Below are 14,600 nucleotides of genomic sequence, written 5' to 3'. Positions count from 1 at the left end.
GCGCATGTCCGGATCAACCTCACAGGAAGATCGCAGGGTCCGATCAGTCGGACACAGGCGTGACCGAAATGTCGACCTGCCGTCCGTCGCGGATCAACTGGACGTTGACCGGCTGATCGACGGTCGTCGCGTTGACCGCAACCACCAGTTCGTCGGCACTCGTCACCGGTCGGTCACCGACCTTGACGATGACGTCACCCTCGACGATCCCCGCACGCTGAGCTGGGCTGCCGTCGCGGACGTTGGCCACCGCAGCACCGCTGGTCGCGTCGTTGACCGCGGTGCGGGCATTCACGCCGATGTCGGGGTGATGAACCTTGCCGTCGCGAATGATGGTCTGCGCCACCTCGGTGACCGTATCGATCGGGATCGCGAAGCCGAGCCCGACCGAACCACCGGACTCGCTGAGCATGGCCGTGTTGATACCGATGACGCGGGCTTCGTCGTCGACGAGTGCACCACCCGAGTTGCCGTGGTTGATCGCCGCATCGGTCTGGACGGCGTCGATGACGGCGTTGGTGTCGGTGCCTTCACCCGACAAACGCAGAGGCCGGTTCAGCGCACTGACGATCCCGCGGGTGACGGTCTTGCTCAATCCGAGCGGTGAGCCGACGGCGACGACGTCGTCGCCGACCTGAACATCCTCGGATTTTCCGAGCTGAGCGACCGTCAGATTGTTGGCCGACACCTTGAGCACCGCGAGGTCTGTCTTGACGTCACGTCCGACGATCTGGGCGTCGGTCTTGGTTCCGTCGGAGAAGATCACCTGGATCTTCGCGTCCTGAGCAGGCGGTACGGCCGAGGAGATCACGTGGTTGTTGGTGACGATGTATCCGGCGCCGTCGATGACCACACCGGAACCCGTACTGCCCTGGTCACCGACGGCGACCTGAATCGACACCACGGAAGGCAACACTGCGTCGGCGACCTTCGCCACCTGCGACTCCGGCTGTTCCCCGCCGCCGGATTGAACCAGCGTGACACGTGAGCTGGTGAGTGAACTGCGGTCGGCGGTGATGACAGTGGCGAGCAAGCCACCGACAAGAGCGATGACAAGTGCCATGCCCGCAAGCGCGGCCAGTGCGGAGGGGGCGACCTTGCGACCGAACAACAGCTCACGCACGTCGAGCTTCTGGGCGGGAGGCAACCGCACCGGCGCCTCGGACTCTGCAGGCTTGCCCAGCGAGACCTCGGATTCAGGATCGCGCCACGGATCACGCGAGGGTTCTTCGTCGGGTGTGTTGTTCGCCGACGCCTCGGGATCGCGACCGATCGACTCGGTGGCGTCTGCCGGTCGACCGAACGCTTCGGCCAGAACCGGGTCCGGATTCCCGATCACGACATCGGAAGACGGGGTCGATCGCGTGGCAATCGGAGTGAACGAGCCCTCGACTCCACTCGGCCGACCGAACACCTGGCGCGAGGCCGGATCGATCTGAGGTCGGTACACCGGCCGGGGGTCGAGCACCGGCGCATCTGCCGGTCGATCCGCAGAACCGCTTGCCGAAGAATCCGCGCTCACTCCGGAGTGCCCCCTCTTTCCGTCAGTCACGTTGTCCAGTATCACTGATCCGTGCCGGGAAGCTGGCGCGCGGCGTCATTTGCGCCAGCGCGCGCGGCGTCATTTGCGCCAGCGACGGGACAACCGCTTGCTGATGGTGGAAAAGCCTGCGGGCTGATTGCCGACGGAACCGTCGGCATTTTCCGAATTGGGTCCGGTGGTCGGACTGTTGCACGAGGGAATCTGACTGAGAAGTCCAACCAGGGACAACGGCATCGTCATCTCGCCGCTTCGACGCAGCGCACCACGTGCCTGCTGCTGAGCATCGACGGCCGCAGCGCACTCGGCGCAGATCGAGATGTGATGCGAGGCCCGCAAGTAGGCCTGCATTCGGAGTTCTCCGTCGACGTAGGCAGCGATTGCCTCGCTGGCCAGATGTTCGGTCGAACCGAACTGGCGATGTGCCCGCGCCTCCGTCATTCGTCCCTCCAGGTGATTGACCACGTCCCGCTCTGTAGCTCGAACCCGACCGTCAGAAACCGACGAGTTCGGATTCGGCTGCGCGCTGCGCTGCCAGATGATCACGAATCGCCTGTCGCCCACGATGGATACGGCTACGAACCGTTCCGAGCTTCACTCCCAGTGTGGCACCGATTTCCTCGTACGACAGACCTTCGATGTCACAGAGCACAACAGCGGCGCGAAATTCAGGTGCGAGTGAGTCGAGTGCGGCCTGCAGACCTGCGTCGAGGCGCGCGTCGTGGTAGATCTGCTCGGGGTCCGGACCGGGTGAGGGAACGCGGTCGTAGTCCTCGGGCAGCGCTTCCATACGGATACGGTTGCGTCGGCGAACCATGTCGAGGAACAGGTTTGTGGTGATGCGGTGCAACCAGCCCTCGAAAGTTCCGGGCTGATAATCGGAGAGCGAGCGGAACACCCGAATGAAGGTGTCCTGCGTCAAGTCCTCGGCGTCCTGGGCATCGCCTGACAACCGGTAGGCCAGGCGGTACACCCGGTCACCGTGCTGACGCACGAGTTCGTCCCAAGACGGCATGGAGGACTTCTCACCAGTTGCATCGAACACAGCAGTGCCGATCAATTCGGAATCCACAGCCGATTCCGTCGTCAAAACTTCCGACTCTCGAGGGCGAGGCTCGTCGTTGACCTGGTAAATAAGTTGATCCTCCTGCTCGGGATCGCGTAGTTCGATCACCGCGTTGTCCGAATCACGTAGTGCGCGATATTCGGGAGAACCAGCCGTTGCTGTGATTTGTTCCCGATCACCGAGCTGCGAAAGACCAACTTGGTAAAAATCGATACCGCCGTGCGATCTTCGATCCGGCGATGTATACACCTTTTCTCATCGCGGTGTGCACGCCATATGAGGAGCCTGAGGGATTCCTGAGAATCCTGGTGACTGCGCGCCTTGCAGCGACAATCCGAACCGCCCGATAACCTCATGAGCGTGACCCACGCCGAACAGATACTCCGCCACGTCGAGGACGTAGTTTCCGAGGACGAGATTTTGACCGCGGCGCGAGATCGAGCGCTGGATCTCGGAGCCCATCCGGTGACGCCCGCCGTCGGTGCGACGCTCGCGATGTTCGCGAGGATGCTCGACGCGAAGACGGCCGTCGAGGTGGGTACCGGAGCCGGCGTGAGCAGCCTGTGGCTTCTGCACGGCATGCGCGACGACGGCGTCCTGACCACGATCGACAGTGAGCCCGAACACCAGCGGGCGGCCAAGCTGACCTTCCGCGAAAGCGGAATCGCTCCGGCACGCACTCGCCTGATCAACGGACGGGCTCTCGACGTACTTCCCCGGCTCGCAGACGGCGGCTACGACCTGGTGTTCGTCGACTGCGCCGCGATCGACCACCCCCACTACGTCCGCGAAGGTGTCCGCCTGCTGCGCTCCGGCGGTGTCATCGTTCTGCACAACGCCCTGGCCGACGGCCGCGTTGCCGACAGCTCCGCTCGCGACGCGACAACGGTTGCGGTCCGAGAAGCAGCAAAGGCCGTGACCGAGGACGAGCGACTCATTCGAGTCCTCCTCCCCCTCGGCGACGGCCTCCTCTGCGCGAGCAAGCTCTAGATCCAGACGCCCTTACCGATGGCGACGACGCCACCCTGACTGACGGCAAATCGTTCGCGGTCACGTTCGAGATCGACGCCGATGATTTCGCCGTCACCGACCACGACGTTCTTGTCGAGGATCGCGCGCCGCACGACGGCGCCCTTGCCGATGCGCACACCCGGCATCAGCACGCTGCCCTCGACGGTCGCACCGTCCTCGATCATCACGTTGGAACTGAGTACCGAATTGCGCACGGTCGCCGCGGACAGGATCGACCCCGCACCGACCACTGATTCCTGAGCGAGTCCGCCCTTCACGAACTTGGCGGGCGCGAGATTCTCGGTGGCGCCGCGGATGGGCCAGCGACGGTTGTAGAGATTGAAGATCGGGTGCACCGACACGAGGTCCATATGAGCGTCGTAGAAGGCGTCGAGGGTACCGACGTCACGCCAGTAACCGCGGTCTCGATCGGTGGCGCCGGGAACGACGTTGTCCTTGAAGTCGTAGACCGACGCCTCACCCGCGGCGACCAAGGCGGGAATGATGTCTCCGCCCATGTCGTGGTCGGAATCGGAGTTCTCGGAATCGGCGCGGATGGCGTCCACGAGCACCTTGGTGGTGAACACATAGTTACCCATGGACGCGAACGTGGAATTTGGGTCGTCCGGTGTGCCGGGAGGATGGGCGGGCTTTTCCAGGAACTGCGTGATGCGTCCGGACTCGTCACTGTCGATGCAGCCGAAAGCGAAAGCCTCACTTCGCGGTACACGAATACCCGCGACCGTCACGCCTGCCCCGGATTCGATGTGGTGCTGCACCATCTGTTCCGGATCCATCCGGTACACGTGGTCGGCACCGAAAACCACGATGTACTCGGGGTCCTCGTCGTAAACGAGATTGAGCGACTGCAGGATTGCGTCGGCACTGCCGGTGTACCAGCGCGGCCCGAGCCGCTGCTGGGCCGGGACCGGAGTGATGTACTCACCCGCGAACCCGGACAATCGCCACGTCTGCGAAATGTGACGGTCGAGTGAATGTGACTTGTATTGCGTCAACACACAAATACGCAGATATCCCGCGTTGACAAGGTTGCTCAACACGAAGTCGATAAGTCGATATGCACCTCCGAAGGGCACTGCGGGCTTCGCTCTGTCCGCGGTCAGCGGATACAAGCGTTTGCCCTCGCCCCCGGCGAGCACGATTCCAAGCACATGCGGCTGGCTTCTCACACCGCTAACCTATCCGCACTGGTGAACTCCCGCTAGCGAAGCAGTCCGAGAGGTCCGATCGTGTCCCCCTCCGAACGGTCGGGGATAACGCGATCGGTAGCCGGATCGACCACGGGCGGTTAGGTTTAGCGCGTGCGAGTCGCAATGATGACCAAGGAATACCCGCCGGAGATCTACGGCGGTGCAGGAGTACACGTAACCGAGCTCGTCGCTCAGATGAAGCGGTTGTGCGAGGTCGACGTGCACTGCATGGGCGCCCCGCGCGAAGGCGCGATCGTCCACTCTCCCGACCCCGCTCTCGCCGGATCCAACCCAGCCTTGACGACGCTCTCCACCGAGTTGCGGATGGCGGACGCCGCGGCCGGTGTCGACATCGTCCACTCCCACACCTGGTACACCGGACTGGCCGGGCATCTCGCGTCGGCTCTCTACGACGTGCCGCACATCCTCACCGCTCACTCACTCGAGCCCAGACGCCCGTGGAAGGCCGAACAGCTAGGCGGCGGCTATCGGATCTCGTCGTGGTCCGAACGCAACGCCGTCGAGCACGCAGACGCGATCATCGCCGTCAGTTCCGGTATGCGACTCGACGTCCTCGACGCGTACCCCGCCGTCGATCCGAGTCGCGTTCACGTAGTGCGCAACGGAATCGACACCGAGGTATGGCATCCCGGGGGATCTGCGCCGGGAGCGCCGTCCGCACTCGCGTCGATCGGCGTCGACCCCGCAAAACCCATCGTGGCCTTTGTCGGACGGATCACTAGGCAGAAGGGCGTCGGGCACCTCGTCGCGGCAGCACACCACTTCGACCCGGAGATTCAGCTCGTGCTGTGCGCCGGCGCTCCCGATACGCCGGAGATCGCCGCCGAAACGGAGAAGGCAGTGGCCGAACTCGCCAGACATCGGGGCAATGTCTACTGGGTGCGCGAGATGCTCCCGACCGAGCAGATCAGGGAAATACTCTCGGCAGCAACGGTATTCGTCTGCCCTTCGGTGTACGAGCCCCTCGGAATCGTCAATCTCGAAGCCATGGCGTGTGAGACCGCCGTGGTCGCTTCCGATGTCGGCGGTATCCCCGAGGTGGTCGCCGACGGCGTCACCGGTCGACTCGTGCACTACAACGCCTACGAGCCGAACGCATTCGAGGAATCACTCGCTGCCACCGTCAATGCCGTTGTCGCCGACCGAGAAGGCGCCGACGCGATGGGTCGTGCGGGCAGAATCCGTGCTATCGACGAGTTCTCCTGGGCCGAAATCGCCAAGCAGACGCTCGAGGTCTACGCGGACGCCGTCACGAGACGCTGATCCGCGTCAGATCTTGCGATAGGTCGAGACCGTCGCCGACGCGGTGACGGTGCTCGGCTGCGGCAGCTTCGCCACGGCGGCAGCCAGATCGGCCGGCGTCAGGTGCCTCGCCGACGGCCCCATCCCCACCAGGTCGAGAACGTCCTGGTGTGAGAGTGACATCGTGAACTCGACCTCGTCGCTGCTCACGCGCTCGAACAAGCCGGCCATCGACGATTCGAGACGTTCCACCTTACGATCGTCGACCTTGACCATCTCGAGAATGTCGATCAGCTCGCGCAGATGCCTGTCGGTGGGCGTCAGGACCACCAGAACGCCGTCATCGGCGAGAACTCGATGGGACTGCGGACCGTTGCGTGGAGCGAACACACAGAGCACGTGGGAGAGCACTCCGTCTCGAATCGGAAGTGGTTGCCAGACGTCCGCGACGATCGAGCCGATCCTTTCGTGGATCTTCGCCGCTCGCCGTGCCGCGAACTTGGACACGTCCAAGGCTATTGCCCGAGAATCAGGCAGCGAATCCACGACGTGTGCGAGGTATTGTCCTGTGCCTGCACCGATTTCGACGATCCGCGCAGGATCCGCCCCTGCCGTCGTCGCGCAGGCCCGGGAAACGGCATCCATCAGCGGGCCGAAGTGGCCGGCGCCGAGAAGTCGTGCACGCGCGGCGATCATCTCGGCACTGTCGCCGGTGAACTTCGTGGCACCGCCACTGATCAGGCTCACGTAACCCTGGCGAGCCACGTCGAATCGATGTCCGCGATCGCACTCGGCGGCGCCGTCCACCAATTCCAGCTCTGCGGCGCACTGCGGACAGGACAGTAGATCGACCACGGCGGCAAGCATTGATCCGTCCTTTCGGCTACCGGCGGTGCGCACACTTCAGGCCCCGTACCGAAACGGATACGGAGCCTGCGTGCAATCACGTGCTGTTGTTCGTACTGCTACAACCTGGACCCGACTAGCTGGTGACGTTCGTGAGTTCCACACCGAGCGCTGCAGCTTCATCCGGGGTCAGCTCGACGACGAGGCGTCCGCCACCCTCGAGTGGAACCCGCATGACGATTCCTCGTCCCTCTTTGGTTGCTTCGAGGGGACCGTCCCCGGTCCGGGGCTTCATGGCCGCCATCCTCTGCTCCCTCCAGATCTGCGCTGCATTGCTCTGCGCCTCGACTAACGGTGCGCCCCGCCAACAATCAGCGAGGCTCGTACCCTCCATTGTTCCCTATGGATGCAGGAACCGGGAATCTGAGTCACATTTAGGAGTGTTCAGTCGACCGTCACACCTGCGCCGGAACCCAGCAATCAGCCACGTGATCGTCGACCATTCCGGTAGCCTGCATGAGCGCATAAGCCGTGGTAGGACCCACAAACTTGAACCCGCGTCGCTTGAGTTCCTTAGCCATGGCAGTCGACTCGGGAGTGACCGCCGGAACCTCTGCAATTGATGTCAGTCGTCTGGTGCGTCGAGGCGGCGAGAACGACCAGAGTAACGAATCGAGGTCCAGATCGGGTGAATTCACGAGCACTCGGGCGTTGGAAATCGTCGCCTCGATCTTCGCGCGATTGCGGACGATCGCGGCATCGGAGAGCAATCTCTCCACATCCGCAACTCCGTACGCTGCGACCTTGTCCGGATCGAACCCGTCGAAGGCTTCGCGGAACGCCTCGCGTTTGCGCAGAATCGTGATCCAAGAAAGCCCCGATTGGAATGCTTCGAGGGCGAGCCGTTCGAACAGTTCGTCGCGCCCGTGCAGCGGACGCCCCCACTCCTCGTCGTGATAGTCGCGGTACAGCGAGTCACCGGGCGTCTCGACCACCCAGCCGCACCGAACCAGTCCGTCTGCCATCAGCCCTGGGAATCCTTCGCTTCGGATTCGGTCTCAGGCGCCTCCCGCGTTGCTTCGGCCTTGGCCGGAGCATCCGCCTTCACCAGAACCTCGGACTTCTCGTCACGGCCCAGTTGCGCACGCAGAGAATCGATTTCCAACCCGAGGCGATGCAGGGCCCAATCCACTTCACTCGCCTTGTATCCACGCAACACCTGCTGAAAACGAAGAGCGTCGACATCCGCCCCGGTGACGTCCTCTGCCGGGAGTACGGTCGCCGTCGTGCCAGGAGGCAGCGGCGGCAGCTCTTCCGAGCGCCCGAACACAGCGCTGGCGGCGAGGAAGATCATCGCGCCGACCAGTGCCATGACAATCAGGTACAGGAGGATCGTCATCATGAACCGATACTCCCATACCCGAGTGTGAGCGGTCAGACCCCCGCGGTGCGCACTATCGAATTCATCGGGGGTCGATCGAGTAGCGAAACCTCAGTGGTCTCGGGCACGAAAGAATCGCCGTCGACCAGGAATTGGGTCAACCCGGCACCCGAATCCTCGATCCCGCACCGCCGGAGCATCGTTCCGATGATCTGCCGGCTCATCACGCCGAGGTCGGCGAGCGGCCGGTTGCGATGCTTGCGCACACCGAGATTGACCTGACCGATCGCCGCCAGCCCCAACGTGTCGTACGTGTCGAGCAGAAGGCCGATCTCGACGCCGTAGCCGGGCGCAAACGGAACAGCCGACAGCAGCTCACGGGTGCCCGCGTATTCACCGCCCAATGGTTGCAGTACCGACGTGAGTTCGGGCCGCAGCGCAGCCAACATGGGCCGCGCAACCAATTCCGTGACTCGTCCGCCGCCGTTGGCGTCCTCCGTGCCGCTCACGCGCAGCGGACGGCGGTAGTAGCCCTTCACCAGATGGATGCCGTCCACCGTGAGCAGCGGCCCCAGCAGTTTCGGCACGAACGCTGGATCGGGATTGATGAGATCGGAGTCGACGAATGCGATCAGATCGCCGGTCGTTGCGGCGACCGAACGCCACAACACTTCACCCTTGCCCGCGGTCGGCGGGATGGACGGGACTGCGCTCTCACGACTGATCACCGTCGCCCCCGCCGCGCGAGCACGCTCGGCGGTACGGTCGGTCGAACCGGAATCGAGAACGATCAACTCGTCGACCAAACCACCGAGCAACGGGTGAATGGTGTCGACCACCGCAGCAACGGTGTCCTCTTCATTGAGCGCGGGCAACACCACCGAGACGGTTCGGCCACCCTTCGCCCGTTCGAGTTCGGCGACCGTCCAACTCGGATGGTCCCAACTGTTGGCTTCTGCCCATACGCGGGTCGGGCCCGCACCGGTGATGCTCATGCCAGACCTCGAACCGTACGTACCGGGGCACGGCGTCCTTGGATCGCGGCCACCATGTCGACTACTCGACGGGTGGACGCCACCTCGTGAACACGGAACACCCGGGCGCCGCCAGCCGCGGCCATTGCTGTCGCTGCCAATGTTCCCTCCAACCTCTCGGAAAGCTCCACACCAAGAGTCTCCCCGATGAAGTCCTTATTGCTCAGCGCCATCAGCACTGGCCACCCGGTGTTTACAAGAACGTCCACTTTTCGCAACAACTCGAGCCCGTGGAAGGTGTTCTTACCGAAATCGTGAGTGGGATCGATCAGAATCGCGTCACGCGGCACTCCGAGTGCCAGGGCGCGTTCTGCCGCCGGCACGACCTCGGTGACCACATCTGCGACGACGTCGTCGTAGCGGACACGGTGCGGGCGGGTGCGCGGAACCGCACCACCCGTGTGCGAGCAGACGATCCCGGCACCAGTCTCGGCGGCAACCACAACGAGTTCCGGATCCGCACCCGCCCACGTGTCGTTGATCAGGTCGGCGCCTTCGCCGCGTGCCAACCGCGCGACGCCGCTCCGCCAGGTGTCGACGCTGATGATCAGCTCGGGGTACTTGGCTCTGATCGCGGCGACAAACGGAACCACCCGCCTGACCTCTTCGTCGGCGTCGACGAGGTCACCTGGCCCGGCTTTCACTCCCCCGATGTCCACCAGATCGGCGCCCTCGTCGACGGCCCTGTCGACGGCAGCCATCGCTGCCGAATCCGAGAACGTCGCGCCCTGGTCGTAGAAGGAATCGGGAGTGCGGTTGACGATCGCCATCACCAATGCACGGTCGACCGCGACCGGACGCCCACACAGGGTGGGCGCCGGACCTGGCTGCGCGGTAGAACCGGAGAGTGAAGACATGCCACTCATACTGGCATGACGGAACTCGGTCTAGCCCTTGGGTACCGAGCCCGCCGCGACCTTTCCGACGTATTCGTCGTACGAGTCCACATAACCACCCTCGCGGCCTTCGAGAACGTGCAGAGTGTCGGCGCCGACGTCGTAACCCTCGTTGCGCAATTCCACCTTGCGCGACTTGAAAGTGCTGGTGTGTTCGAGTGAGTCGACGATGCGGATGAACAGCGGGACCGCGTAGTTGGGAAGCTTGCCGTAGAGGTGAGCTGCAACTTCGCTTCCCTCGAAGCTCTGCCCGTCCCGCAGCTTGACCGCCGCCATTCCCGCGCGACCGTCGGTGCCCGGGATCTCGACGCCGTAGACAACTGCTTCCTCGACGGCCGGGTGCGAACTCAGCGCGCCCTCGACCTCCGTGGTGGCAACGTTCTCGCCCTTCCAACGGAAGGTGTCGCCGAGACGGTCGACGAAGGCGACGTGGCCCCATCCCTGCTTGCGCACCAGGTCTCCGGTATCGAACCAGGTGTCGTCGTCCTTGAATCCGCCGCGCACCAGCTTGCTGTTGCTCGCGGCTTCGTCGGTGTAACCGTCGAAAGGCGCTCGGTCGGTGACCTTCGACAGCAGGAGCCCGACCTGACCCGTGGACACCTTGCGAAGGCGACCGTCGGCTCCACGCAACGCTTTTCCGGTGTCCTCGTCGAACTCGACGACGGCGTGCGGCAACGGACAGATCCCGGCCGTCTTGTCGACGTTGAGTGCGTTGACGAACGCGATGTTGCATTCGCTCGCACCGTAGAACTCGGCGACGCGGGGAATGCCGAAGCGCTGGGTGAATTCGGCCCAGATCTCCGGGCGCAGACCGTTACCCACCATCAGCCGAACAGCATTGTCGCCGTCGGTCGGCTTGACCGGTTGGTTGAGCAGATAGCGGCACAGTTCGCCGATGTAGGTGAACGCGGTCGCCTTGTTGAGTGCGATGTCGTCCCAGAACCGCGAGGCGGAGAACTGACGTCCGATCGCGATTGTCGCACCGGACGCGAGCACCGAGGACAACGAGACCGTCAACGCGTTGTTGTGGTAGAGCGGCAGGCAGCAGTACAGAGTGTCCGAGCCGCGCAAGCGCACGCCCATCAACCCGAGGCCCGACATCGACTTCAGCCAACGGAAGTGAGTCATCAAGCTGGCCTTGGGCATTCCCGTGGTACCCGAGGTGAAGATGTAGAACGCCTTCTCCTTCGCGAGCACCTCGGCGGTGACCGCCGGGTTGGCGGCATCAGCCGTCTTCGCCAGATCCGCGAGTTCACTGACGAGAAGTTGCTTCGGTCCGGTAAACCCCGCCGGCAAGGATTCGAGGGCCTCTTCGCACTCGTCGGCGACCACCAGGACGCGCGCGTCGAGCAGCGTAAGGCTGTGTGCCAGAACGTCGTCGCGCTGGTTGTAGTTCAACATGCCCGCAGCCGCGCCGAGTTTGACGGCGGCCAACGCGATCAGCAGGGCTTCGGGGGTGTTCTTTGCCAGCACTCCGACGACGTCTCCGCGATCGACTCCTCGTCCGCGGAGGACGTCGGCGTAGCGGTTCACCAGTTCGTTGGCCTCCGCGTAACTGGTCGCGTGGCCCTCGAACCGGATGAACGGGCGCGACGGGTGCGCGTGCGCGGCCTTCTGGAAGATCAACCCGATCGATTCCTTGGCCGAAGGCTTGCGGGTGAGCCCGGCGGCCCCCCGCGCCAGGATCGGCACCTCGGTGATCATCGACGGCAGTTTTGCCGCCAGATCCAGCAGGCCGACGGTCGAACGGGCTTCCGAACTCATGGCTCCCCTAACACGTATCCGGCGCCCATTCGGCCGCCCAGTCTGCGGCCACCTTACTGCACGGTAATAAAGCCCGCCATGCCCCAGGTCAGGGTTTCACGCAGCCGTCTGATCAGGATCTGACGCACGCGTCGAGCGCAGCCTCGACGTCCGTCCGCACCAACAGAGTGTCCAACGCCTGACGCCCGACGAAGCCGGTCCCGTCGAGCTTGTTCAACCACTCGAGCAGGCCGGTGAAGTGCCCGACGGGATCGAGCATCACCACTGGTTTCTCGTGCATTCCGAGGTAGCCGGCGGTCCACGTCTCGAACAGCTCTTCCAGCGTCCCGATTCCGCCCGGCAGCGTGATGAACGCGTCGGCGTGATCTTCCATCAGCTTCTTGCGCTCGCGCATGGTGTCCGTGACGATCAGTTCGTCGGCATCGACGTCGGCTACTTCCTTGTGCACCAGGGCCTTCGGAATGACGCCGACGGTCCAGGCGCCCGCCGCGCGAGCGGACTCGGCGACAGCGCCCATCATCGAGACGTTGCCACCGCCCGAGACCAACTGCCATCCGCGTCGACCGATCGCGGTTCCCACCTCGGCAGCCAATGCCAGGAACGATTCGTCCACCGGACCGGACGCGCAGTAGACGCAGATCGAGTACTTCTTGTCGGAATCGGTCACCATTCTTCTTCTTTCCCCAGATCTGCGGCCTCGTCGACGCCCTTGTCGGCGTTGAGGACGATTCGTACTGCTTCTTCCACGCTGTCGGTGACGTGCAGCAGATTCACGTCGCCCTCGGAAATCTTGCCGTCACGCTCGAGGGTGCCGCGAATCCAGTCGACGAGTCCGGACCAGTACTCGGTACCGAACAGGACGATCGGGAAGCGCGTGACCTTGTGGGTCTGCACCAGGGTCAGTGCCTCGAACAGCTCGTCGAGTGTTCCGAAGCCGCCGGGCAGGCAGATGAATGCCTGGGAGTACTTCACGAACATCGTCTTGCGCGCGAAGAAGTACCGGAAGTTGATTCCGAGATCCACCCACTCGTTGAGACCCTGCTCGAACGGCAGCTCGATGCCGAGACCGATCGAGTATCCGCCGGCCTCGCTGCAACCGCGGTTGGCAGCTTCCATGACTCCCGGTCCACCGCCGGTGATGACGGCGTATCCGGCTTCGGCCAACGCCGTTCCCAGCTCACGGCCGGATTGATACTCGGGATGATCGACCGTGGTGCGGGCCGAACCGAACACCGTCACCGCACGCGGGACCTCGGCGAGTGCGCCGAAACCTTCGATGAATTCGCTCTGGATACGCAGCACACGCCACGGATCGGTGTGTACCCAGTCCGTGGGTCCGCGCTTGTCGAGCAAGCGCTGATCGGTCGTGGTCTTCTCGTCTTTGCGCTTGCGTCGAAGCTGAACGGGCCCGCGGTGCTTGATCGACGAGCTCTGCTTCTTCGAAGCCGAATTCTTCTCTGGTGCCATGCGGCAAGGCTAACGGTCAGGCCGACAGATACTTCCTCAGCACGGCCGCGACGTCGGTGATCTGCTGCACCGGAACGTGCTCGTCGCGCTTGTGTGCGAGGTTCGGATCACCCGGTCCGTAGTTCACGGCAGGAATGCCGAGCGCCGAGAACCTGGACACGTCGGTCCACCCGTACTTCGCACGGAACTGACCACCGGCCGCCTCGATCAGGGCGGCAGCGGACGGGTTCGCCAAGCCAGGCAGCGCGCCGGGCGAGGAGTCGGTGACCTCGAATCCGAGGCCCAGGCCGTCGAACACTTCGCGCACGTGCGACTCGGCTTGCGCCTCGCTGCGATCGGGCGCGAATCGGAAGTTGACGTCCATCTCGGCTTCGTCCGGGACGACGTTTCCGGCGACACCGCCAGAAATCCGCACCGCCGACAAACCTTCGCGGTAGCCGCAACCGTCGATGTCGACCGAGCGCGGCTGGTAACTCGACAACCGCTCCAACGCACCGCCGAACTTGTGAATGGCGTTGTCCCCCAGCCAGGACCTGGCCGAATGTGCGCGAGTTCCCGAAGCTGTCAACCGAACCCGCATCGTGCCCTGGCATCCGGCCTCGATGAAACCGGCCGTCGGCTCACCGAGAATTGCGACGTCGGCCGCGAGCCATTCCGGGATCTCGCGTTCGATCCGTCCCAGGCCGTTGAAGGTTGCGGCGATCTCTTCGCAGTCGTAGAAAACCAGGGTCAGATCGTGGGCCAGGTTCTCGATGGTTGCCGCCAGGTGCAGAAAGACCGCGTCGCCCGACTTCATGTCCACGGTCCCGCAGCCGTGCAGGATGTCGCCGTCACGCCGCGAAGGAACATTGTCCGCGATGGGCACCGTATCCAGATGTCCGGCAAGCATGACGCGACTGGGCAAACCACGCGAGGTCCGCGCCAACACGGCGTTGCCGTTGCGGATGATCTCGAAGCCCGAAGTCTGCTCACGCAGCGCATCCTCGACGGCCTGCGCGATGACGGATTCGTCGTGCGAGACGCTGGGGATGTCGACCAGGGCGGCCGTCAAGTCGATGGGGTCCGAAGCAAGATCGAGGATGCTCACACGCACCAGCCTAGGCCGGTGCACCCACCACCCA

The 14,600-nt window shown here is 63.8% G+C and carries 16 protein-coding genes; 2 read left to right on the top strand and 14 right to left on the bottom strand.

The window, feature by feature from the left end; all coding sequences use genetic code 11:
* Positions 1-43: 43 nt before the first annotated feature.
* The 3 genes from FEZ59_RS20275 to sigE all read right to left on the bottom strand — a co-directional run bounded on the left by FEZ59_RS20275 (position 44) and on the right by sigE (position 2,630).
* Positions 44-1,522, bottom strand: a complete 1,479-nt coding sequence (locus FEZ59_RS20275) for a trypsin-like peptidase domain-containing protein (protein WP_029255811.1) — start codon at positions 1,520-1,522, stop codon at positions 44-46.
* A 99-nt stretch (positions 1,523-1,621) separates the two neighbouring features.
* Entirely contained in the window at positions 1,622-1,981 is a 360-nt protein-coding gene (locus tag FEZ59_RS20270; protein WP_020970204.1) for a hypothetical protein, read from the bottom strand.
* Between the two features lie 52 nt (positions 1,982-2,033).
* Entirely contained in the window at positions 2,034-2,630 is a 597-nt protein-coding gene (sigE, locus tag FEZ59_RS20265; protein WP_029255812.1) for an RNA polymerase sigma factor SigE, read from the bottom strand.
* A gap of 330 nt (positions 2,631-2,960) precedes the next feature.
* Here sigE and FEZ59_RS20260 point away from each other — a divergent pair, with 330 nt between their 5' ends.
* Entirely contained in the window at positions 2,961-3,596 is a 636-nt protein-coding gene (locus FEZ59_RS20260; RefSeq protein ID WP_007736091.1) for an O-methyltransferase, read from the top strand.
* On the opposite strand, the gene glgC is transcribed toward FEZ59_RS20260, so the two are convergent.
* Entirely contained in the window at positions 3,593-4,807 is a 1,215-nt protein-coding gene (glgC, locus tag FEZ59_RS20255; RefSeq protein ID WP_003945185.1) for a glucose-1-phosphate adenylyltransferase, read from the bottom strand. The two genes, FEZ59_RS20260 and glgC, sit on opposite strands and share 4 nt — an antisense overlap.
* A gap of 132 nt (positions 4,808-4,939) precedes the next feature.
* On the opposite strand from glgC, the gene glgA reads away from it, so the two are divergent.
* Positions 4,940-6,112: a glycogen synthase gene (gene glgA, locus FEZ59_RS20250; RefSeq protein WP_070386685.1), complete on the top strand. Its 1,173-nt coding sequence runs from the start codon at positions 4,940-4,942 to the stop codon at positions 6,110-6,112.
* 6 nt (positions 6,113-6,118) lie between these two features.
* On the opposite strand, the gene FEZ59_RS20245 is transcribed toward glgA, so the two are convergent.
* From FEZ59_RS20245 to dapE, 10 genes are all read right to left on the bottom strand, one after another.
* On the bottom strand, positions 6,119-6,958 hold the full coding sequence (locus FEZ59_RS20245) for a putative RNA methyltransferase (RefSeq protein ID WP_020970207.1): 840 nt from the start codon (positions 6,956-6,958) through the stop codon (positions 6,119-6,121).
* A 115-nt stretch (positions 6,959-7,073) separates the two neighbouring features.
* Positions 7,074-7,241, bottom strand: a complete 168-nt coding sequence (locus FEZ59_RS20240) for a DUF3117 domain-containing protein (RefSeq protein ID WP_003945169.1) — start codon at positions 7,239-7,241, stop codon at positions 7,074-7,076.
* 151 nt (positions 7,242-7,392) lie between these two features.
* Entirely contained in the window at positions 7,393-7,962 is a 570-nt protein-coding gene (locus tag FEZ59_RS20235; protein WP_019749361.1) for a DNA-3-methyladenine glycosylase I, read from the bottom strand.
* Positions 7,962-8,339 carry a DivIVA domain-containing protein gene (locus FEZ59_RS20230; protein ID WP_020970208.1) on the bottom strand — a complete coding sequence of 126 codons (378 nt, stop codon included), beginning with the start codon at positions 8,337-8,339 and terminating at the stop codon, positions 7,962-7,964. Before FEZ59_RS20230 ends, FEZ59_RS20235 begins: the two co-directional genes overlap by 1 nt.
* A gap of 32 nt (positions 8,340-8,371) precedes the next feature.
* The gene (locus FEZ59_RS20225; protein WP_019749363.1) at positions 8,372-9,313 is read right to left on the bottom strand and encodes a glucosyl-3-phosphoglycerate synthase; all 942 of its coding nucleotides are present in this window, start codon (positions 9,311-9,313) and stop codon (positions 8,372-8,374) included.
* Positions 9,310-10,209, bottom strand: coding sequence for a dihydropteroate synthase (gene folP / locus FEZ59_RS20220; protein WP_134999199.1), 900 nt, complete (start codon positions 10,207-10,209; stop codon positions 9,310-9,312). The genes FEZ59_RS20225 and folP overlap by 4 nt, the downstream gene beginning before the upstream one ends.
* Before the next feature lie 30 nt (positions 10,210-10,239).
* The gene (locus tag FEZ59_RS20215) at positions 10,240-12,012 is read right to left on the bottom strand and encodes a long-chain-acyl-CoA synthetase (RefSeq protein ID WP_133727821.1); all 1,773 of its coding nucleotides are present in this window, start codon (positions 12,010-12,012) and stop codon (positions 10,240-10,242) included.
* 112 nt (positions 12,013-12,124) lie between these two features.
* Complete coding sequence (locus FEZ59_RS20210) at positions 12,125-12,682, bottom strand: TIGR00730 family Rossman fold protein (protein WP_020908470.1); 558 nt, start codon at positions 12,680-12,682, stop codon at positions 12,125-12,127.
* Complete coding sequence (locus FEZ59_RS20205) at positions 12,676-13,479, bottom strand: TIGR00730 family Rossman fold protein (RefSeq protein ID WP_003945176.1); 804 nt, start codon at positions 13,477-13,479, stop codon at positions 12,676-12,678. Before FEZ59_RS20205 ends, FEZ59_RS20210 begins: the two co-directional genes overlap by 7 nt.
* 16 nt (positions 13,480-13,495) lie before the next feature.
* Positions 13,496-14,566: a succinyl-diaminopimelate desuccinylase gene (gene dapE, locus FEZ59_RS20200; protein ID WP_021332795.1), complete on the bottom strand. Its 1,071-nt coding sequence runs from the start codon at positions 14,564-14,566 to the stop codon at positions 13,496-13,498.
* Positions 14,567-14,600: the final 34 nt, after the last annotated feature.

Origin of the sequence: Rhodococcus sp. MS13 (genome assembly GCF_013277835.1) — a bacterium.
Lineage (GTDB): Bacteria > Actinomycetota > Actinomycetes > Mycobacteriales > Mycobacteriaceae > Rhodococcus_F > Rhodococcus_F erythropolis.
Note: the sequence above shows the minus strand (reverse complement) of the source record. Positions and strands in the feature narration are given on the sequence as shown.

Coding starts and splice junctions, on each gene's coding strand:
- FEZ59_RS20270 (WP_020970204.1), bottom strand. CDS start 1,981: ATGACGGAGGCGCGGGCACATCGCCAGTTCGGTTCGACCGAACATCTG.
- FEZ59_RS20260 (WP_007736091.1), top strand. CDS start 2,961: ATGAGCGTGACCCACGCCGAACAGATACTCCGCCACGTCGAGGACGTA.
- FEZ59_RS20245 (WP_020970207.1), bottom strand. CDS start 6,958: ATGCTTGCCGCCGTGGTCGATCTACTGTCCTGTCCGCAGTGCGCCGCA.
- FEZ59_RS20240 (WP_003945169.1), bottom strand. CDS start 7,241: ATGGCGGCCATGAAGCCCCGGACCGGGGACGGTCCCCTCGAAGCAACC.
- FEZ59_RS20235 (WP_019749361.1), bottom strand. CDS start 7,962: ATGGCAGACGGACTGGTTCGGTGCGGCTGGGTGGTCGAGACGCCCGGT.
- FEZ59_RS20230 (WP_020970208.1), bottom strand. CDS start 8,339: ATGATGACGATCCTCCTGTACCTGATTGTCATGGCACTGGTCGGCGCG.
- FEZ59_RS20225 (WP_019749363.1), bottom strand. CDS start 9,313: ATGAGCATCACCGGTGCGGGCCCGACCCGCGTATGGGCAGAAGCCAAC.
- folP (WP_134999199.1), bottom strand. CDS start 10,209: ATGTCTTCACTCTCCGGTTCTACCGCGCAGCCAGGTCCGGCGCCCACC.
- FEZ59_RS20215 (WP_133727821.1), bottom strand. CDS start 12,012: ATGAGTTCGGAAGCCCGTTCGACCGTCGGCCTGCTGGATCTGGCGGCA.
- FEZ59_RS20210 (WP_020908470.1), bottom strand. CDS start 12,682: ATGGTGACCGATTCCGACAAGAAGTACTCGATCTGCGTCTACTGCGCG.
- FEZ59_RS20205 (WP_003945176.1), bottom strand. CDS start 13,479: ATGGCACCAGAGAAGAATTCGGCTTCGAAGAAGCAGAGCTCGTCGATC.